This is a genomic window from Paracidovorax wautersii, from assembly GCF_031453675.1.
In the GTDB taxonomy this organism is placed as follows: Bacteria; Pseudomonadota; Gammaproteobacteria; order Burkholderiales; family Burkholderiaceae_C; genus Paracidovorax.
Genome location: NZ_JAVIZX010000001.1, coordinates 4,161,392 through 4,180,063, shown reverse-complemented (window position 1 = coordinate 4,180,063; position 18,672 = coordinate 4,161,392). Strand labels below are relative to the sequence as shown.

General features: G+C 66.4%; 17 protein-coding genes and 3 tRNA genes. 15 read left to right on the top strand and 5 right to left on the bottom strand.

What is annotated here, in order from left to right; all coding sequences use genetic code 11:
* Window positions 1-3 precede the first annotated feature (3 nt).
* A tRNA-Val gene (locus QE399_RS18835) sits at window positions 4-80 on the top strand.
* 485 nt (window positions 81-565) lie between these two features.
* A complete protein-coding gene (phaR, locus tag QE399_RS18825; protein WP_309831180.1) occupies window positions 566-1,147 on the top strand; it encodes a polyhydroxyalkanoate synthesis repressor PhaR in 582 nt (193 codons plus the stop codon).
* A gap of 93 nt (window positions 1,148-1,240) precedes the next feature.
* Here phaR and QE399_RS18820 read toward each other — a convergent pair whose 3' ends face one another.
* Entirely contained in the window at window positions 1,241-1,837 is a 597-nt protein-coding gene (locus tag QE399_RS18820) for a hypothetical protein (RefSeq protein WP_309831178.1), read from the bottom strand.
* Between the two features lie 77 nt (window positions 1,838-1,914).
* A complete protein-coding gene (locus QE399_RS18815; RefSeq protein WP_309831175.1) occupies window positions 1,915-2,427 on the bottom strand; it encodes a nuclear transport factor 2 family protein in 513 nt (170 codons plus the stop codon).
* Window positions 2,428-2,721: 294 nt separating this feature from the next.
* Between QE399_RS18815 and QE399_RS18810 the strand changes: the two genes are divergently transcribed.
* Both QE399_RS18810 and rimO read left to right on the top strand, forming a co-directional pair.
* Window positions 2,722-3,129: a winged helix-turn-helix transcriptional regulator gene (locus tag QE399_RS18810; RefSeq protein WP_309831174.1), complete on the top strand. Its 408-nt coding sequence runs from the start codon at window positions 2,722-2,724 to the stop codon at window positions 3,127-3,129.
* A gap of 305 nt (window positions 3,130-3,434) precedes the next feature.
* Complete coding sequence (rimO, locus tag QE399_RS18805; protein ID WP_309831172.1) at window positions 3,435-4,847, top strand: 30S ribosomal protein S12 methylthiotransferase RimO; 1,413 nt, start codon at window positions 3,435-3,437, stop codon at window positions 4,845-4,847.
* Between the two features lie 267 nt (window positions 4,848-5,114).
* Here rimO and efp read toward each other — a convergent pair whose 3' ends face one another.
* From efp to QE399_RS18790, 3 genes are all read right to left on the bottom strand, one after another.
* Entirely contained in the window at window positions 5,115-5,669 is a 555-nt protein-coding gene (gene efp / locus QE399_RS18800; protein ID WP_309831170.1) for an elongation factor P, read from the bottom strand.
* Between the two features lie 161 nt (window positions 5,670-5,830).
* A complete protein-coding gene (gene earP, locus QE399_RS18795; RefSeq protein ID WP_309831168.1) occupies window positions 5,831-6,961 on the bottom strand; it encodes an elongation factor P maturation arginine rhamnosyltransferase EarP in 1,131 nt (376 codons plus the stop codon).
* Window positions 6,958-7,857, bottom strand: a complete 900-nt coding sequence (locus tag QE399_RS18790; protein WP_309831166.1) for a LysR family transcriptional regulator — start codon at window positions 7,855-7,857, stop codon at window positions 6,958-6,960. Before QE399_RS18790 ends, earP begins: the two co-directional genes overlap by 4 nt.
* Before the next feature lie 127 nt (window positions 7,858-7,984).
* On the opposite strand from QE399_RS18790, the gene QE399_RS18785 reads away from it, so the two are divergent.
* From QE399_RS18785 to QE399_RS18735, 11 genes are all read left to right on the top strand, one after another.
* Window positions 7,985-9,187: a CaiB/BaiF CoA transferase family protein gene (locus QE399_RS18785; protein ID WP_309831164.1), complete on the top strand. Its 1,203-nt coding sequence runs from the start codon at window positions 7,985-7,987 to the stop codon at window positions 9,185-9,187.
* Window positions 9,184-10,164, top strand: coding sequence for a hydroxymethylglutaryl-CoA lyase (locus QE399_RS18780; protein WP_309831162.1), 981 nt, complete (start codon window positions 9,184-9,186; stop codon window positions 10,162-10,164). Before QE399_RS18785 ends, QE399_RS18780 begins: the two co-directional genes overlap by 4 nt.
* Before the next feature lie 56 nt (window positions 10,165-10,220).
* On the top strand, window positions 10,221-11,207 hold the full coding sequence (locus QE399_RS18775; RefSeq protein ID WP_309831160.1) for a Bug family tripartite tricarboxylate transporter substrate binding protein: 987 nt from the start codon (window positions 10,221-10,223) through the stop codon (window positions 11,205-11,207).
* Window positions 11,208-11,286: 79 nt separating this feature from the next.
* Window positions 11,287-12,264, top strand: a complete 978-nt coding sequence (locus QE399_RS18770) for a Bug family tripartite tricarboxylate transporter substrate binding protein (protein ID WP_309831158.1) — start codon at window positions 11,287-11,289, stop codon at window positions 12,262-12,264.
* 108 nt (window positions 12,265-12,372) lie between these two features.
* Window positions 12,373-14,331 carry an excinuclease ABC subunit UvrC gene (gene uvrC / locus QE399_RS18765; protein WP_309831156.1) on the top strand — a complete coding sequence of 653 codons (1,959 nt, stop codon included), beginning with the start codon at window positions 12,373-12,375 and terminating at the stop codon, window positions 14,329-14,331.
* A 63-nt stretch (window positions 14,332-14,394) separates the two neighbouring features.
* Window positions 14,395-14,964 carry a CDP-diacylglycerol--glycerol-3-phosphate 3-phosphatidyltransferase gene (gene pgsA / locus QE399_RS18760; RefSeq protein ID WP_309831154.1) on the top strand — a complete coding sequence of 190 codons (570 nt, stop codon included), beginning with the start codon at window positions 14,395-14,397 and terminating at the stop codon, window positions 14,962-14,964.
* A gap of 300 nt (window positions 14,965-15,264) precedes the next feature.
* Window positions 15,265-15,537 (top strand): HU family DNA-binding protein, encoded by a 273-nt coding sequence (locus QE399_RS18755; RefSeq protein ID WP_309831152.1) that lies wholly within the window; start codon window positions 15,265-15,267, stop codon window positions 15,535-15,537.
* A 15-nt stretch (window positions 15,538-15,552) separates the two neighbouring features.
* Window positions 15,553-15,628: transfer RNA gene (locus tag QE399_RS18750), tRNA-Val, on the top strand.
* Window positions 15,629-15,702: 74 nt separating this feature from the next.
* Window positions 15,703-17,616 (top strand): SurA N-terminal domain-containing protein, encoded by a 1,914-nt coding sequence (locus QE399_RS18745; RefSeq protein ID WP_309831150.1) that lies wholly within the window; start codon window positions 15,703-15,705, stop codon window positions 17,614-17,616.
* A gap of 55 nt (window positions 17,617-17,671) precedes the next feature.
* Window positions 17,672-17,747 (top strand) — tRNA-His (locus QE399_RS18740).
* Between the two features lie 105 nt (window positions 17,748-17,852).
* On the top strand, window positions 17,853-18,668 hold the full coding sequence (locus QE399_RS18735; RefSeq protein ID WP_309831148.1) for a DUF6538 domain-containing protein: 816 nt from the start codon (window positions 17,853-17,855) through the stop codon (window positions 18,666-18,668).
* The last annotated feature ends 4 nt before the right edge of the window (window positions 18,669-18,672 follow it).

Sequence of the window (18,672 nt, the reverse complement as noted above, 5' to 3'; positions counted from 1 at the left end):
CACAGGCGCGTAGCTCAGCTGGTTAGAGCACCACCTTGACATGGTGGGGGTCGTTGGTTCGAGTCCAATCGCGCCTACCAAGTTTTCCCTCTGAAGTTGACCAGGCTTCAGAATGCCCGGGAAATCTTGGCGAACCTTTCAGGTTCTTTCTCCGATCAAGCCGCCCCTCTGGGCGGCTTTTTCATTTCCGCCGGTCCTTCGCTTCAGCGTCAGTGAATTGCCCGTCAAAGCCGCGCAGGGTGCGCCCAGCGGTTCGAAGCCTGCTTGATGCACGACGCAGAGCGCTGATCGGCGTGTTGCACACGTCCTGCCTTTTGCGTGTATCTCCTCAGTGCTGACGGGCCACTTCGGTGATCCGTTCGCGAACCAGCGGTGCCCGCTGTGACCATGGTTGCGTTCGTGCCAGAGCATGCCCACTGCGAAGCCGGCAACGCGGAAAGGCGGGGCGATCACGTTGAGCGCCTCTCGATTGCCCCGCACCAGCCGCCGCAGCGGGCGCATAGGGTATTCCTGCGCGAAGGGGAGGGCTGCGCTGCCTAGAATCCCAGGCACTGCAAACGAACACATGAAGGGCCGCAGGCCCGAGGAGCCCGCTGTGCCAGATCCCCATTCCGCCGCTGCTGCATCGGCACCCGCTTCCGCCGCACAGCGCGTCATCAAGAAGTACCCGAACCGGCGTCTATACGACACCTCCACGTCCACCTACATCACGTTGACCGAAGTCAAGCAGTTGGTGATGGAAGGCGAAAGCGTCGTGGTGCGCGATGCCAAGACGGGCGAAGACCTCACGCGCAGCATCCTGCTGCAGATCATTCTGGAGGAAGAGGCTGGCGGCGCGCCGATGTTCACCGAGGCGGTGCTGGCCAACATCATTCGCTTCTACGGGCATGCCATGCAGGGCTTCATGGGCGCCTATCTGGAAAAGAACGTGCAGGTCTTCACCGATATCCAGGCCAAGCTGGCCGAGCAATCGGGGGGCGTCACACCGGAGATGTGGACGAAGTTCATGAACCTGCAGTCCCCCATGCTCACGGGCGCCATGGGCAGCTATATGGAGCAGTCCCAGGCCATGTTCACGCAGATGCAGGAGCAGATGCAGAAACAGACCGAGCAGATGCTGGGCGCCTTCGGCATCAAGCAGCGCTGATACGGCCTTGCACGGCTGACGCCAAGGGGCGTGTCCGTCGCCGCTGCGGATGCCGCATCATGGGCTGCGGCGGCGAGGGCGCCGTGGCTGCCGTCATCCGCGCAAGCCGGGGCAGGGCTGGGTCTCCGCAAAATCCTGCCTGCGTGCGCGCGACAGCCACAACAGCGCTGCGGCGCCGCCCGCCCACGCGGCCAGCAGCAGCGCCACATAGATGCTGGCCGGGTAGCTGTAGACCACCGTGTGGTTCCATCCCCGTGCAATGCCCAGAAAGCTCGCATACATCCACGAGACCGACGAGGCGCTTGCCAGTGCGGCCAGCCCCGCGATCTGCAAGGTGGGCAGGCCCAGGAAGGGTGTCGGGCCTTGCAGGAGCGGGAAGGCCCAGTGGTGCAGAGCCCAGCCGTTGACCGTCAGGCACAGCACGACGAAAGCCTTGACCCAGAGCTTCTGGTTGTCGAGATACTGGGGCGACTCCAGATAGCCCTGGCCCACGAGCGCCAGACCGGTGATCCACAGCACGCCCAGGCAGGCCGTCACGACCGTCTTGGTGAGTTGGAGCGATTCCAGCATGGAGCGCGTCAGGGGCGCACGCGCGTGCAGCAGGAAGCGCACGTCGAACTCCAGGATCTTTCCCACGGCCAGCGCCATGGCGATGAGATGGATGAAGACTACGGCGGTTTTGAACATCATGGTGGAAGCGGTGCCGTCGGAAAAAGGCGGGGACTGGGTGGCTGGGGTGGTGGCGCCGCTGGGCTCGGTGATGGCGGTCAGCGGGTGATGTCGGGCGCCTCGCCCTTCAGCGCGGGATCCCAGTGTTCGTCCGCCTTGCCATCGCGGATGCGCCAGGTGTCGAACCAGGTCGTGGTGTAGCGGCCGGTGGGGCCATTGACCGACCGCGGGTAGAGCACGGTGACCAGGTCGCCCTCGGCCATGACTGCGACGATGGGCGTGGCGATGCGCTCGGGAAGGGGCCGCGGGATGACCTTGAGCACATCGACGAAGTAGCGCACCACGGCCGCGCGTCCGGACTGGGCGTTGGGGTTGTGCTGCACATAGCGCTCGGACAGGTAGCGGTCGGCGCGGTCCCATTGGCCCGCCTCCAGCAGTTCGCGGATGATGGCGTAGGCCACCTGTTTGTTGGCATGCAGCTGGGGGTCGGGGCTGGTGAACAGCGCCTCGGCGTCCGGCGCCGCGGTCACGGCTTCCTGGGCGTGGGCCGACCCGAGTAGGCCGCACAGGGAGAGGGAGAGGGTGAGGGTGAAGGCAGTCAGGCGTCGCATGGTGTGGTGGGAGGGTTAGAGGAAGAGGGGAAGCGCTGCGGCACCCGGGCGCAGCAGCGGGATGGAAGAGGTTGCGGCACACCGCGAGCCCGCTGGCTGCTCGCTCATCGCACCGCGCCCCGTTTGCGCGCCTAGGCGCGTCACCGCCATGGCGCTGGGCGTCCCGGGGTCAGGCCGTTTGCCGGCGTGCCTGGTGCGTTCGTGAAAATTCATGCGGTGTCCCTTGCTCGGTGTCACGGGCCGGATGCTTTCACTTAAACTAACTATTAGCAAGTACGCACGAAAAGGTTAGTGATGCATTCAAATCCCTCTGTCGCCCCGGCCGGCGAAGGCACCCTGGAGGACAAGCTGTCACGCGGCAATGTCTTCGCGGTGGGTTGTCCTGCCCGCGCCATCCTGACCAATGTCACCAGCCGCTGGGGCGTGCTGGTGCTGATCGCGCTGCGCGGCGGAACGCTGCGCTACAGCCAGATTCGCCGCAAGATCGGCGGGGTGAGCGAGAAGATGCTGGCCCAGACGCTGCAGTCGCTGGAGGCCGATGGTTTCGTGCGCCGTGTGTCCATGCCGGTGGTGCCGCCCCATGTCGAGTACTCGCTCACGCCCATGGGCGAAGAAATCAGCCAGTTGGTGCAGGGCCTGACCGACTGGATCGAGACCAATCTTTCGGGCGTGTTCGCTGCGCGCAGCGCCGCCGCAGCCTGAAAACAGGGCGCCGGGTATAATCCGCGGCCTTCCGCACGGCAGCTCCGCGGCTCCTTGATGGCGCTCTCCGCAGTCGCGTGGGGCCCCACTGCAGGACAGCCCTGACTCACCGGAGCGCTGCCCGCTCTCCTTCGATGCCGGGCCTTTCGCTGCGCGGCAGCAGTAACGGCCCTTGAACAGAACCCGCCGGCGGTACCGTTGCCGCTCGAGTGAACGAATGAATGGCGCGGCGGGCAGGCAGCAGGGCGCTCAGAATCGCCCGCAGCAGGGCGCAGGCCCTCTCCAATTTCCACAGGTACAACACGATGAATGCGATCACCGAAGACGCCGCCCTGGCGGCACCGAAGAAGCGCGCGCCCAGCATTGGTATGGTAAGTCTTGGGTGCCCCAAGGCCCTGACCGATTCGGAGCTGATCCTCACGCAGCTCAGCGCGGAGGGCTACGAGACTTCCAAGACCTTCCAGGGCGCTGACCTGGTCATCGTGAACACCTGCGGCTTCATCGATGACGCCGTGCGCGAGAGCCTGGACACGATCGGCGAGGCCCTGGCCGAGAACGGCAAGGTCATCGTGACGGGCTGCCTGGGCGCGCGCGCGTCCGAGAGCGGTGGCAACATGGTGCGCGAGATGCACCCCAGCGTGCTGGCCGTGACGGGCCCGCACGCGACGCAGGAGGTGATGGATGCTATCCACCTGAACCTGCCCAAGCCGCACGATCCCTTCATCGACCTGGTGCCCGGCAGCTTCGGCGTGGCGGGCGTCAAGCTCACGCCCAAGCACTATGCCTATCTGAAGATCAGCGAAGGCTGCAACCACCGCTGCACGTTCTGCATCATCCCGTCGATGCGCGGCGACCTGGTGTCGCGCCCCATCGGCGACGTGCTGAGCGAGGCCAAGGCCTTGTTCGAGGGCGGCGTGAAGGAGCTGCTGGTGATCAGCCAGGACACGTCGGCCTACGGCGTGGACGTGAAGTACCGCACGGGTTTCTGGGACGGCAAGCCCGTCAAGACGCGGCTGCTGGAGCTGGTGCAGACGCTGGGCGAGATCGCCGAGCCCTACGGCGCCTGGGTGCGCCTGCATTACGTATACCCGTACCCGAGCGTGGACGAGATCATTCCGTTCATGGCGACGGGCAAGGTGCTGCCTTACCTGGACGTGCCGTTCCAGCACAGCCATCCGGACGTGCTCAAGCGCATGAAGCGCCCCGCCAGCGGCGAGCGCAACCTGGAGCGCATCCAGCGCTGGCGCGAGATCTGCCCCGAGCTGGTGATCCGCAGCACCTTCATCGCCGGCTTTCCCGGCGAGACGGAGGAAGAGTTCCAGCACCTGCTGGACTTCGTGCGCGAGGCGCAGATCGACCGCGCCGGCTGCTTTGCCTACAGCGATGTGAACGGCGCCGCCGCCAACGAGCTGCCCGGCATGCTGCCCATGGAAGTGCGCGAGGAGCGCCGCGCGCGCTTCATGGCCGTGGCCGAAGAGGTGTCGATCGCGCGGCTGCACAGCTGGGTGGGCGCGACCATGCAGGTGCTGGTGGACCATGCGCCGGCGCTGGGCCGCAAGGGCGGCACGGGCCGCAGCTACGGCGATGCGCCGGAGATCGACGGCGTGGTGCACCTGCTGCCGCCCGAGAAGATCAGCAAGACGCTGAAGGTGGGCGAGTTCACCCGCGCGCGCATCGTCGGCGTGCAGGGCCACGATCTGGTGGCGCGGCCGATCTGACCTGCGCGATCGCTTGGAGTGGCGAAGTCTTTCGCTATGAAATAGTGAGCTGCTTGCGCTTGGCTGTAAAGCGATTCGATCTGAAGTCGCTTTGAAATCGAGGCAGGTCAAGCGCCAGCTGCTATATTTTTTATATGGCTTTGGACGGCCGGCGTCGTGCAGGCGCCACGTACCAGACCGGCAGGCATAAAAAAAAGGCTTCTCGATGAGAAGCCTTTTTCATGGGCGGGACGGCGGCTGCGCGTCGCCCCGCGGAGCGCCGTGCGCTTAGACGCGCTTGCGGTACTCGCCCGTGCGCGTGTCGATTTCGATCTTGTCGCCCTGGGCCACGAACAGCGGAACGGCCACTTCGAAGCCGGTGGCGATCTTGGCGGGCTTGAGCACCTTGCCGGACGTGTCGCCCTTGACGGCGGGTTCCGTCCAGGTGATTTCACGCTCGACGGCGGTGGGCAGTTCGACCGAGATGGCCTTGCCGTCGTAGAACACCACTTCGACGGCCATGCCGTCTTCCAGGTAGTTCAGCGCGTCGCCCATGTTCTCGGCTTCGACTTCGTACTGGTTGTATTCGGTGTCCATGCAGACGTACATCGGATCGGCGAAGTAGGAGTAGGTGCACTCCTTCTTGTCCAGGATCACGTTGTCGATCTTGTCGTCGGCCTTGAACACGTTTTCGGTGCCGAAGTTGCCGATCAGGCTCTTGAGCTTCATGCGCACGGTGGCTGCACCGCGGCCGCCGCGGGCGTACTCGGTCTTCAGGACGACCATCGGGTCCTTGCCGTGCATGATGACGTTGCCGGCGCGGATTTCTTGAGCGATTTTCATAGCAGATTGCTTGGGTTGGAGCCGCTCTACGTGCCGGTTCGCGGAAGGCGCTGCCGTGGCGGCAGGCCCCGCGCCAGCGCATGTTCCGCGGCGGGGTGCGCCGGCTGGGCACTCATTGCATTCAAGAAGTGCGGCCTGGTGATGGCGCAAAACCACGGATTTTAGCTTTTTTCGGCCACGAACCCCAGCAGCTGAGTCAACAAATCCTCCTGTGCCAGCAGCCGCTGGCGCGCGGCCAGCACGCACGCGCGCCACGTCTGCAGCGTGGATGCGTCCACGAGGGGCAGCGTCGCGCCGGGCTCCAGGCCATTCCATGCCGCATGCATCGCGCGCAGCGAGGCCGGGGCCTGCAGCCAGTCGAGAAACGCCTGCAGCTTGGCGTGGTGCGCGTTGTCTTCCTGGGGGTAGATGTGCCACACGAACGGCTGGCCGGCCCACAGGGCCCGCACCAGCGAGTCTTCCCCGCGCACGCAGTTGAGGTCGCAGGCCCACAGCATCTCGTCGAAGGCGGGCTGCGGGCAGGGTTCGAGGTAGGTTATGGATAGCGGATGGCCGGGCCGCTGCGGGCGCTGCGGCGTTTCGTCGTTGTGGCCCGCCTGCCAGGCCCGGACTGCCGCCGCAGCGCGGCCGGGCGTGACCAGCAAACGCGTGGCCGGGCCGCTGTGCCACTGGTCGAGCAGGGCGGGCAGGGCCGGGGGCTCATAGCAGAACAGCGAGATGGCGCAGTCGCCCGGCGCGATGGCATGCCGCGCCCGCCAGGCGGCGCGGTCAAAGCCCGCCTGCCGCTGCGCCAGCGCCGGCTCGCGCAGCAGGCCGCCCGTGCCCGCCGTGAAGCCGGGGTAGTAGAACCAGCGGGTGCAGCCGGCCGCCGGGCCGCTGAAGATCGGCGAGGCCAGCCGGTGGCTGCGCTCCACGTAAGGTTCTGCGGACAGGTATTCGAGGTTGATCCACAGCGGCGCCCGGCTTGCACCGTTCGCCGCCGCACGCGTTGCGGCGCCGATGGCGGCCTGGAAGGCCGGCGGGATCTCGCAGCCGAAGGCCTCCACGACCACGTCGCCCGGACCGCTGGGGGGCGGCTGCCGCGGCCAGGGCAGCACCTGCACGCCGGCCGCGCCCTGCGGCGCCATCCAGGCCAGCGCGCTGGCATCGTCCGTCCACAGCCGCACCGCGTGGCCCCGGGCCGCCAGGTCGGCGCTGAGGCGCCAGCACACGCCGATGTCGCCGAAGTTGTCGATGACCTGGCAGAACACATCCCAGGTGAGGGGGCTCGGGGGGAGGCGGGACGTCGTCATGGCATCGGCGCCGTGGTAGCGCGCAGGTGGTCCGCCAGCAGGCGCGCGGCGGGCGAGAGGGATTCGTGCGAACGCCGGCACAGCATCAGCTGGCGCCGGGCCCAGGGTTCGTCCAGGGTGATGGTGCGGACGGCCAGCGCGCTGCCGTACAGGCGGGCGCTGCCGCGCGGCATCACGCCCACGCCCAGGCCGGCCGCCACCATCAGGCACAGCGCGTCGTAGCCGGTGACCTGGATGCGCAGCTTGAGCGGCATCTCCAGCGCGGCTGCGGCGCGCGTGAGCTGGTTGTTGATGGCGCTGCCCGGGTGCATGCCCACGAAGTCGTGCACCAGCGCATCGGCCAGGCGCAGCTGGCGCCGTCGCGCCAGGGCATGGCCGGCGGGCACCACCAGCACGAGTTCGTCCGTGCGGTAGGGCTCCAGGGCCACACGGTCGCCGTAGTTGCCTTCGTTGAGGATGCCCAGGTCGGCCGCATTCTCGGCCACCGAACGGGCCACCGCGGTGCTGATCTGCTCCTGCAGCTGTACCTGCACCTGCGTGTGCGATGCCATGAAGCGCTGCAGATCGTCCGGCAGGAACTGCGTGATGGCCGAGACATTGGCCACCAGGCGCACATGGCCGCGCACGCCGGCCTGGTAGTCGCGCATCTGCACGGCGATGCCGTCCAGGTCGTGCAGCACGCCGCGCGCCATGTTCAGCAGGGCGTACGCCGCGGCCGTGGGCTCGCTGCCGCGGTTGCTGCGCGCGAAGAGAGCCACGCCCAGCGCATCCTCCAGCTCGGCGAGCCGGCGGCTGGCGGCCGAGGCGGCGATGTGCTCGCGCGCGGCGGCGCGGGCGATGGCGTTTTCTTCCATCACTGCCACGAACAGGCGCAGGGACACGGGGTCGAGTTTCATGGGGCCGATGGTACCGGCCGGCGATCGGCTATGCCGGTTTGCGATGGCGGCTTCGCCTTTCAGCGTTTTGTGCTGGCCGTGGCCGGGGGCATCATGCGGCTGCAAGGAGACAAGCAGGATGGATGGAATGCAAGTCGCTACCCCGGCCGCCCTCGCAGGCGTGCGTGTGATCGAGATGGGCCAGCTGATCGCCGGCCCCTTCTGCGGCAAGACGTTGGGCGAGTTCGGCGCCGAGGTCATCAAGATCGAGGCCACGGGCGCGGGCGACCCGCTGCGCAACTGGCGCATGATCAAGAACGGCACCTCGGTATGGTGGCAGGTGCAGTCGCGCAACAAGCGTTCGGTGGCGCTCGATCTGCGCCAGAGCGAGGCGCAGGACATCGCCCGCCAGCTCATCGCAGAGGCCGACGTCCTGATCGAGAATTTCCGCCCCGGCACGCTGGAAGGCTGGGGCATGTCGCCCGAAGAGCTGCACGCACTCAACCCGGGGCTGGTCATCCTGCGCATTTCGGGCTACGGCCAGACGGGACCGTACCGAGACCTGCCCGGCTTCGGTGTGATCGGCGAGGCCATGGGCGGGCTGCGCCACCTGACGGCGGAGCCTGGCCGCGTGCCGGTGCGTGTGGGGGTGTCCATCGGCGACACGCTGGCGGCGCTGCATGGCGCCATCGGCGTGCTGACGGCGCTCTACCACCGCAAGGTGAATGGAGGGCAGGGCCAGGTCATCGACGTGGCGCTGCACGAGGCGGTCTTCAACGTGATGGAAAGCCTGATCCCCGAATACAGCGCGTTCGGCGCCGTGCGTGAGGCGGCCGGCAGCGCGCTGCCCGGCATCGCACCCTCCAACGCCTACCCCTGCCAAGACGGCTGGGTGCTGGTGGCCGGCAACGGCGACAGCATCTTCAAGCGCCTGATGGCCGCCATCGGCCGGCAGGATCTGGCCGATGCCCCCGACCTGGCCAGCAACGCCGGCCGCGTGGCGCGCGTGGGCGAGATCGATGCCGCCATCGGCGCCTGGACGGCCTCCCGTTCGGTGGCCGAAGTGATGCAGGTGCTGGGCGGCGCGCGCGTTCCGGCCGGCAAGGTCTACACGGCCCAGGACATCGCACAGGATCCGCATTACGCCGCACGCGACATGCTGCTCACGCAGACCACGCGCGACGGCTACGACGTGCAGGTGCCGGGCATCGTGCCCAAGCTGTCGGCCACGCCGGGCACCATCCGCTCCAGTGCACCGCACCTGGGCGACGACACCGACGCCGTGCTGCGCGAGGCCGGCCTCAGCGCAGCGCAGATCGCCGTGCTGCGTGAAAAGGGGGTGGTGCAATGAGCCAGGTCGCATCGGTTTGGAAGGGGGGAGGACGCCGCATCCACATGCAGGAGGTGGGCACGCGCGACGGGCTGCAGATGGAGTCGGCATTCGTGCCGACGGACGACAAGATCGCGCTGGTGAACGCGCTGTCCGCCACCGGGCTGGCGAAGATCGAGGTCACGTCTTTCACCTCGCCCACGGCGATCCCCGCGTTGAAGGATGCCGAGATCGTGATGCGCGAGATCGAGCGGCGGCCGGGCGTGGTCTACACGGCGCTGGTACCCAACCTGCGCGGCGCCGAGCGTGCCATTGAGGCCCGAACGGACGAACTGAACCTGGTGATGTCCGTCAGCGAGACCCACAACCTCGCCAACCTGCGCATGACACGCGAACAATCCTTCGCGGCACTAGCGCAGGTCATCGCGCTGGCGCAGTCCGCGCAGGTGGCCGTGAACGTATCGCTGTCGTGCGTGTTCGGCTGCCCGATGGAGGGCGACGTGGCCGAGGCGGAGGTCTTCGATTACGTGCAGCGATTTGCGCAACTGGGCGTGGGCGGCGTCACGCTGTGCGATACGACGGGCATGGCGCATCCGGCGCAGGTGGCCGGCATCGTGTCGGCGGTGCGCCTGCGCTGGTCGGCATTGCAGACCACATTGCATTTCCACAATACCCGCGGCATGGGACTGGCGAACGTGCTGGCCTCCATCGACGCGGGGGCGGACCGGTTCGACGCTTCGCTGGGCGGCCTGGGCGGCTGCCCGTATGCACCGGGCGCTTCGGGCAACGTCTGCAGCGAAGAGATCGTGCACGCGCTGCAGTGCATGGGCTACGACACCGGCGTCGATCTGTCCGCGCTGGTGGCGGCAGCCGGGCGGCTGCCCGCGCTCATCGGCCACGACATACCCAGCCAGATCGCCAAGGCGGGGCCGCGCTGGGCGCTGCACCCGGTGCCTGCGGACTTCGAGGCCATCCGTGCGCGGGCGATGGCACGCTAACCGGCCCACCGCCGCGGTCCCTTATCCAGCCCTATTACAACCAGGAGACAACGACCATGCACCCCTTGCCATTCAACCGGCGCCAAGCCGTCGTCGCCGTCGCTGCAGGCCTGTGCGCCAGCGCTTGGGGCGCCGGCCCGCAGGATGCTTACCCCACCAAGCCCATCACGCTGGTGGTGCCGCAGGCGGCTGGCGGTGCCAACGATGCCATCGCCCGTGTGCTGGCGCAGCGCCTGACGGAGCAGATGGGCCAGAGCGTGGTGGTGGACAACCGCCCCGGCGCCGGCGGCATGCTGGCCACCGCCGCCACGGCGCGCGCCAGAAACGACGGCTACACGCTGCTGGTGACTTCCGACAGTGCCCACGTGGTCGGCCCTGCGCTGTACAAGAATCCCGGCTTCGATCCGCTCAAGGACTTCGAGCCTGTGGCGCCCATCGCCACGGCCGGCTATGTGCTGGTGGCCCATCCGTCCTTCCCTGCCCGCAGCGTCGCCGAGCTCGTGGCGCTGGCCAAGGCGCAGCCGGGGCACTACACCATCGCTTCCGCAGGCAACGGCACGCTCAACCACCTCATCGGCGAGATGCTGCAGAAGGCGGCGGGCATCCGCCTTCTGCACATTCCCTACAAGGGCTCTGCCGCCGCGGCCACGGACGTGGTGGGCGGGCAGGTGCCGCTGTCGGTGCAGAGCCTGCCCTCGTCGATCGCCTTCATCAAGGCCGGCAAGCTCAAGGTGCTGGGTGTGGTGAACCCTCGGCGTGTGGCCGTGCTGCCGGACGTGCCCACCATCGGCGAAACGCTCCAAGGTTTTGGCGAGGCGCCGTGGTACGCGATGTTCGCCCCGGCGGGCACCCCTGCGCCCGTCGTCGCACGGCTGCAGGCCGAGGTGGCGCGGGCACTTGAGCAAAAGGACGTGGTCGACAAGCTGGCGAGCGTCGGCTGCGAGCCGTTCGGCGGCACGTCTGCGCAGCTCAAGACGCTGGTACAGACCGATTTGCCCAAGTGGGCCCGGGTGGTCAAGGACACCGGCGCCACGGTCGACTGACGGGCTGTCGGCCTGTCCCGCCTCCCACTCGCCCTGACTGGGCTTTGCGCTTTCCCTCATCACAACAACGGAGACATGCATGACAACGATTTCGACGCGACGACAGTGGGCTGTGGCCTTGCTGGCTGCCTGCACGCCTTGGCTGGCCCATGCCCAGGCCAGCTATCCCGCCAAGCCAGTGACCCTGGTAGTGCCCACGGCGGCCGGCGGCACGACCGACCTCTCGGCCCGCATGCTGGCCCAGGCGCTGGGCCCCGTGCTGGGGCAATCGGTGGTGGTGGACAACAAGGGCGGCGGCAACGGCAACATCGCCGCGGCCGCTGCGAAGCGTGCGGAACCGGATGGGTACACGCTGCTCATGCAGTACTCGGGCTACCACGTGATTTCGCCGCTGCTCACCAAGCAGAAGGCTTGGGAGCAGAGCGACTTCCAGCCTGTGGCCAACGTCATCTCGGCGCCGCAGATCATCGTCGTGCGGGATGGGCTGCCTGTGAAGACGCTGGGCGAGCTGGTCAGCTACGCCAAGGCAAATCCCGGCAAGCTCAACTACGCCTCGTCGGGCAATGGCTCGCTGCAGCACGTGACGGGCGCCATGCTGGAGCAGCAGGGCGGCATCAAGATGGTGCACGTGCCGTACAAGGGCACCGGCCCCGCGTTGCAGGATCTGCTGGGCGGCCAGGTGGATCTGACGTTCGGCACGGCACCGCCCTTCATGCCCCACATCCAAGCGGGCAAACTGCGCGTGCTGGCCGTGACCGGCAAGGAGCGCCTGCCCAGTCTGCCCAATGTGCCCACCACGGCAGAGGCCGGCTACCCGCAGGTGAATGCGACCTCCTGGTTCGCTTTGTTCGCCCCGGCCCAGACCCCCAAGCCCGTCGTCGACAAGTTGGTGGCGGACGTGCGCACTGTCGTGCAGAACCCGGCCTTCCAGCAGAAGGCGCAGGAGCAGGGCGCCACGGCGGATTACCTGGGCCCGCAGCAGTTGGGCGAGCGCGTGAAGGCCGATCTGGCCAACTGGGCACAGGTGGTGAAGGCTTCGCGCATCGAAGCGGAGTGAAGCACCGGGGTCGGCGGGGGAGGGGCTCCTGCCCCGCTGCCTGCGGAGTGCGACGGGTGAATGACCCGGCTGCGCCAACCCGGGCCGGACACTGGCCACAATAGCGCCATGTCCGATGTGCATTCTCCCGAACTGCTCGCGCAGGTGGCCGCGCTGCCGCCCCTGCCGGGCGTCTACCGCTATTTCGACGCGCAGGATGGCTTGCTCTATGTGGGCAAGGCCCGCAACCTGAAGAAGCGCGTCTCCAGCTATTTCACCAAGACCCATGGCGGCACGCGCATCGGCCACATGGTGGGGCGGATCGCGCGGCTGGAGACCACGGTGGTGCGCTCCGAGGCCGAGGCGCTGCTGCTGGAAAACAACCTCATCAAGTCGCTGAACCCCAAGTACAACATCCTGTTCCGCGACGACAAGAGCTACCCGTACCTCAAGATCACCGGTGTGGCCGCGAAGGATGGGGAGGGCGAGGCGCCTGGCCAGCGCTTTCCGCGCATGGCTTACTACCGGGGCGCAGTGGACAAGCGCCACCGCTATTTCGGTCCCTACCCGGGCGCCTGGGCGGTCAAGGAAACCATCCAGTTGCTGCAGAAGGTGTTCCGCCTGCGCACCTGCGAAGACACCGTGTTCGCGAACCGCACGCGGCCCTGCCTGCTGTACCAGATCAAGCGCTGCAGCGGGCCATGCGTGGATCTGATCTCGCCGCAATCGTATGCGGCGGACGTGGCCCATGCGGAGGCCATGCTGCGCGGCGAAACGCAGGAGCTGCTGCGCGCGCTGGAAGGCCGCATGCTGGAGCATTCCACGCGGCTGGAATTCGAGCAGGCAGCAGATGTGCGCAACCAGATCACCGCGCTCTCGCGCGTTCTGCACCAGCAGGCCATCGAAACCCTGTTGGACAAGGATGTGGACATCCTGGCCGTGCGGGTGCAGGGCGGGCGCGCCTGCGTGAACCTGGCCATGGTGCGCGGCGGCCGCCACCTGGGCGACCGCGCCTACTTCCCCGTGCATGTCGAGGATGCAGCTGCCGTGTTCCTGGCAGAGGACACGGCAGAGGATGGGGGCGCCGCGGCAGTCCCGCGGCCGGTGGAGATCCAGGTGCTGGAAGCGTTCATCGCGCAGCACTACATCGGCATCCAGGTTCCGCCCACGCTGATCACCAGCGAGCCCATCGAGCGCGCGCTTGTCGATGCGCTGTCCCTGCAGGGCGGCGTCCGGGTGAGTGCGGTGCACCAGCCGCGGGAGCAGCGCCGCGCGTGGCTGGACATGGCGCAGAAGAATGCCGATATCCAGCTGGCGCGGCTGCTGGCCGAAGAGGGTTCCCAGCAGGCGCGCACGCGCGCGCTGGCCGAGGCGCTCGACTTGGAACTGGAGGACCTGGAAGCGCTCACCATCGAGTGCTTCGACATCTCGCACACGGCGGGCGAGTCCACGCAGGCGTCGTGCGTGGTCTTTCATCACCACAAGTTGCAGAGCAGCGAGTACCGCCGCTTCAAGATCGAAGGCATCACCGGCGGTGACGACTATGCCGCCATGCGCCAGGTGCTGACGCGCCGCTACAGCAAGGTGGCCGAGGCGCTGCGCGAGGCGGGTGGAGCGGAGCCTGGTGCCGGCCAGGCGCGCCTGCCTGATCTCGTACTGGTGGATGGCGGCAAGGGCCAGGTGAGCATGGCGCGCGAGGTCTTCACGGAGCTGGGCCTGGACCTCTCCCGCATCGTCGGCGTGGAGAAGGGCGAAGGCCGCAAGGTCGGGCTGGAGGAACTGGTGTTTGCCGACGGGCGCCCGAAGGTCTACCTGGGCCGCGATTCGGCCGCACTGATGCTGGTGGCCCAAATCCGTGACGAGGCCCACCGCTTCGCCATCACGGGCATGCGTGCAGCGCGCGCGAAGGTGCGTGTGGGTGGCAGCCAGTTGGAGGACATTCCCGGCGTCGGACCCAAGAAGCGGGCGCGCCTGCTGCAGCGCTTCGGCGGCGTGCGCGGCGTGGCTGCGGCCAGTGTGGAGGACCTGGTCACGGTCGATGGCATCTCGCGCGACCTGGCGGAGGAGATCTACCGCGCGCTGCGCTGACGCAGCCGGACAAGGCTGCGACACCAGCCACCCGGGCGGGCTGGCGCATGACACAATCGCACCATGTTCTTCACCATCCCCACCATCATGACCTGGACGCGCATCGTCGCGATACCTTTGATCGTGGGGGTGTTCTATTCGCCCTTGGACCCGGCCACCCGCAACCTCATCGCCACGGTGATGTTCGTCGTTTTCGCCGCGACCGACTGGCTCGACGGCTATCTGGCCCGCAAGCTCAACCAGACCTCTTCCTTCGGCGCGTTCCTGGACCCGGTGGCCGACAAGTTCCTCGTCTGCGCCTCGTTGCTGGTACTGGTGCATCTGCAACGGGCCGATGTGTTCGTGGCCCTCATCATCATCGGACGCGAAATCGCCATCTCGGCCCTGCGCGAGTGGATGGCGCAGATCGGCGCCAGCAAGAGCGTGGCCGTTCACATGCTGGGCAAGGTGAAGACCACGGTGCAGATGGTGGCGATCCCCTTTCTGCTCTACGACGGACGCCTGTTGGGCGTGATCGACACCGGCGTGTGGGGCACTTGGCTGATCTGGATTGCCGCGGTGCTCACCGTGTGGTCCATGGTGTATTACCTGCAGAAGGCACTCCCGGAGATCCGCGCACGCGTGACCAAATAGCGGTGCGCTTGCATGAGCAGCATGTCAATCCCTGAATGTGCCTAGACGCGCCTTTCGGGCTTGAAAACCGGCTTTTGCGCCCGGACTGCGGTGCAAATGCGACTAGAATCCGCCGCTGGACTGCCGCAGACCAAGTGTCGTATTGACACCCGGAAAGCCGATGGCTTTAATCTGACGCAGCATGATCTGCCGTTGTTCCAACGCCTCTTCATCCACTGATCCGGCCGCGCCGCCATTCAGGGCATGAGGATCAGATTTGCAAAAGACAATTCCATCCACTCTTTTCCCGAGAGGCTTCTTGTGAATAAAACCGAACTGATTGAGCACATTGCTAACAACGCCGATATTTCCAAGGCAGCCGCTGCGCGCGCATTGGAGTCCACGATCGATGCGGTGAAGAAGACCCTGAAGAAGGGTGGTACGGTGTCTCTGGTCGGTTTCGGTACTTTCGCCGTGGGCAAGCGCGCTGCCCGCACCGGCCGTAATCCCCGTACTGGCGCTACGATTAAAATCAAGGCTGCTAAAGTTCCGAAGTTCCGTCCGGGCAAGGCGTTGAAAGATGCCCTGAATTGATGTTTAGTTAAGGTGGGGTGCTTAGCTCAGTTGGTAGAGCGGCGCCCTTACAAGGCGTAGGTCGGCGGTTCGACCCCGTCAGCACCCACCACCACCCGAGCAAAGGCGAACGAGAGTTCGCCTTTTCTTTTGCCGCTGTGAATTGCAGTTTTTGAAAGCCTGACCATGTTCGAGTCCATCCGCAAGCACTCCAAGATCGCGATGGTGTTGCTGTTCTTGCTGATCATTCCGTCGTTCGTCCTCGTCGGTATCGACCACAACTACTTCTCCGAGAAAAGCGCTGCGGTGGCCCGCGTTGACGGCCACGACATCACGCAGGCCGACTGGGACAACGCGCATCGTGCTGAAGTGGACCGCATCCGCGCGCAGTCACCCTCCATCGATGGCCGCCTGCTGGACTCGCCCGAAGCACGCTATGCAACGCTGGAGCGCATGGTGCGCGACCGGGTGCTGCAGGCCGCTGCGAGCGATATGCACCTGCTGACCAGCGATGCACGCCTGGCTCGCGAACTGCAGGCTATGCCCGCCATCGCCAACCTCAAGCGCCCCGACGGCACGCTCGATGGCGATGCCTACCGGGCGCTGGTCGGCGCACAGGGGCTGACGCCGGAAGGCTTCGAGGCCGCCATTCGGCGGGAGATCGCCACCAACCAGGTGATGGGCAGCGTGATGGAATCGGCCATCGCCGGCACGGCGCAATCCAAGCTCGCCGTGGATGCGCTTTACCAGCGCCGCGAAATCCAGGTAGCGAGTTTCAACCCCGCCGACTATGCCGCTAAGGTGGCTGCGTCGGATTCGGACCTGCAGGCCTACTACCAAGCCCAGTCTGCCAAGTTCCAGCGTGCCGAACAGGCGAGCGTGGAATACGTCGTGCTCGACCTGGCTGCCGTCCAGGCGGGTATCACGCTGAGCGAGGATGACCTGCGCACGTACTACAAGGAAAACCTCGAGCGCCTGTCGGGTGCCGAGGAACGCCGTGCGAGCCATATCCTGATCAATGCGCCCCAAGGGGCTTCCAGCGCCGACCGCGAAAAGGCCAAGGCGCGCGCTACGGAACTGCTGGAGCAGGTACGCAAGGCGCCGGGCAGCTTTGCCGACGTGGCGCGCAAGAACTCGCAGGACCCTGGTTCCAGCGCCGCCGGCGGCGATCTGGGCTTCATCGGTCGCGGCGCGATGGTCAAGCCATTCGAAGACGCGGTCTTCGCCTTGAAGAAGGGCGACATCAGCGATGTGGTGGAAACCAATTTCGGCTACCACATCATCACGGTGACGGAAATCAAGCGCCCGCCGCAGCCCTCCTTCGACATGGTGCGTGCCTCTCTGGAGAACGAGCTCAAGCAGCAGCAGGCCCTGCGCAAGTTCGCCGAGGTGGCCGAGGCGTTTGCCAACGGCGTGTATGAGCAGCCGGACAGCCTGCAACCCGTTGCCGACAAGCTCAAGCTGAAGGTGCAGACGGCTGAAGGCGTGGCCCGTACGGCGGCGCCTGGAGCCGCGGGTCCTCTGGCGAATGCGCGTTTCCTGGAGGCGTTGTTCCAGCCCGAATCGCTCGAAAGCAAGCGCAACACGGAAGCCGTCGAAATCGCTGCCAACACGATGGCTGCCGGCCGGGTGGTGAAGTACGCGCCTGCCCAAACCCTGCCCTATGAAGCCGTGCAGGCCCAGGTGCGCCAGATGTACGTGGCGGACAAGGCTGCCGAACTGGCGCGCAAGGAAGGCGAGGCCAAGCTGGCAGAGTGGAAATCGGCTTCGGGTCCGGTCGCGGCTCTGTCAGCGCCTGCCGTGGTGTCGCGTGACCAGCCGCGCAACCAACCCCGCCAGGTGCTCGAAGCCGCCCTGCACGCCCCGGTGGACGCGCTGCCAGCTTGGTCCGGCGTGGACCTGGGCGCGCAAGGGTATGCAGTACTGAAGGTCAACCGGGTGCTGCCGCGCGATGCTGTGGACGCTGCGACCGAGAGCCAGCAGCACCAGCAATATCTGCAGACCTGGGGCAATGCCGAGGCCCTCGCCTACTACGAAACGCTCAAGAAGCGCTTCAAGGTCCAGATCAAGGCGCCTCGCCCTGCGCAGGAATCGCAGTAAAAAATGCAGCGATTTCCAGATGGGCGCTGAAATCTGGATATAATTCGAGGCTACGGTGGCTGTAGCTCAGTTGGTAGAGTCCAGGATTGTGATTCCTGTTGTCGTGGGTTCGAGCCCCATCAGCCACCCCAAAGAACTCTAGTTGTACGCGCAAGGCCTTGATTTCCTTAGGAATCAAGGCCTTGTCGCTTTAGGCTAAACAGCCGGTTGCTACACGGTCTGTCACACAACCCTTTGTGGAGCAGACCTTGAGAGTAGTTTCCGAAAACGTTTATGCACGCGGCAAGCACGGCAACCTGTACGTGCGTCGCCGCATCCCTGCCGCCATCCGCGCGGCATATCCCGCTCATCAAGAGCACATCACCCGTAGCCTGGGCACGTCGGACCGTCGCGCGTTCAAGGAACTGGCACGGGCCGAGAACACGCGCATCGACGCCGAGTTCCAGCAGAAGCGCCAGGAACTGGAGCTGAGCCGGGCCTCGCTGGCCGCGAAGCGCATCTCCAGGCTCGACGACGAGCAACTGCAGGCGGTCGCCAAGTTCTGGGTGCGTCAGGTGCTGCAGAACGACGACAGCCGACGTGAGGCTGGCCTTGACGATGCAGAGTTCGACGAACTCGGCGAACAGCTCACCACACAGCGCGCCGAACTCGGGCGCATGCTGGCGCAGGGCAAGAGCCTGAACATCTTCCCGGCGCTGCACGGCTTCCTATTCCTCTGCGGGCTCGACTTCAATCCCGACGAGGATGAGGCCAAGCGCGCCAGCTACGCCTTCCTGCGCACTGTCGTCGAAACGCTCGACCACCAACTCACTCGGCAACGCGGCGACATCGTCGATACGGACAAGGTCGCGCCACCGGCGGTGCATCCGCTGCAGGTCATCGCACCGGAGCGCGTGGCGGTGGACCCGGACCTGCCCACCTGGGACAAGGTGTTTGAGAAGTGGCGCGATTACGTCGAGAACCGCCCCGAAGCCGACGACCATCGCCTCGCAGACAGCTTGGCGCGACCTTCGGCGCTTCGCCGCGACCCAGGGCGTCGATATGCCGGGTGACGTG

Excerpts from the sequence above, each read along its gene's own strand:
- QE399_RS18810 (WP_309831174.1), top strand. The coding sequence starts at position 2,722 with ATGCATTCAAATCCCTCTGTCGCCCCGGCCGGCGAAGGCACCCTGGAG.
- earP (WP_309831168.1), bottom strand. The coding sequence starts at position 6,961 with ATGACGACGTCCCGCCTCCCCCCGAGCCCCCTCACCTGGGATGTGTTC.
- QE399_RS18775 (WP_309831160.1), top strand. The coding sequence starts at position 10,221 with ATGCACCCCTTGCCATTCAACCGGCGCCAAGCCGTCGTCGCCGTCGCT.
- QE399_RS18820 (WP_309831178.1), bottom strand. The coding sequence starts at position 1,837 with ATGATGTTCAAAACCGCCGTAGTCTTCATCCATCTCATCGCCATGGCG.
- efp (WP_309831170.1), bottom strand. The coding sequence starts at position 5,669 with ATGAAAATCGCTCAAGAAATCCGCGCCGGCAACGTCATCATGCACGGC.
- QE399_RS18815 (WP_309831175.1), bottom strand. The coding sequence starts at position 2,427 with ATGCGACGCCTGACTGCCTTCACCCTCACCCTCTCCCTCTCCCTGTGC.
- uvrC (WP_309831156.1), top strand. The coding sequence starts at position 12,373 with ATGTCCGATGTGCATTCTCCCGAACTGCTCGCGCAGGTGGCCGCGCTG.
- rimO (WP_309831172.1), top strand. The coding sequence starts at position 3,435 with ATGAATGCGATCACCGAAGACGCCGCCCTGGCGGCACCGAAGAAGCGC.
- QE399_RS18770 (WP_309831158.1), top strand. The coding sequence starts at position 11,287 with ATGACAACGATTTCGACGCGACGACAGTGGGCTGTGGCCTTGCTGGCT.
- pgsA (WP_309831154.1), top strand. The coding sequence starts at position 14,395 with ATGTTCTTCACCATCCCCACCATCATGACCTGGACGCGCATCGTCGCG.
- QE399_RS18780 (WP_309831162.1), top strand. The coding sequence starts at position 9,184 with ATGAGCCAGGTCGCATCGGTTTGGAAGGGGGGAGGACGCCGCATCCAC.
- phaR (WP_309831180.1), top strand. The coding sequence starts at position 566 with ATGAAGGGCCGCAGGCCCGAGGAGCCCGCTGTGCCAGATCCCCATTCC.
- QE399_RS18785 (WP_309831164.1), top strand. The coding sequence starts at position 7,985 with ATGCAAGTCGCTACCCCGGCCGCCCTCGCAGGCGTGCGTGTGATCGAG.
- QE399_RS18745 (WP_309831150.1), top strand. The coding sequence starts at position 15,703 with ATGTTCGAGTCCATCCGCAAGCACTCCAAGATCGCGATGGTGTTGCTG.
- QE399_RS18790 (WP_309831166.1), bottom strand. The coding sequence starts at position 7,857 with ATGAAACTCGACCCCGTGTCCCTGCGCCTGTTCGTGGCAGTGATGGAA.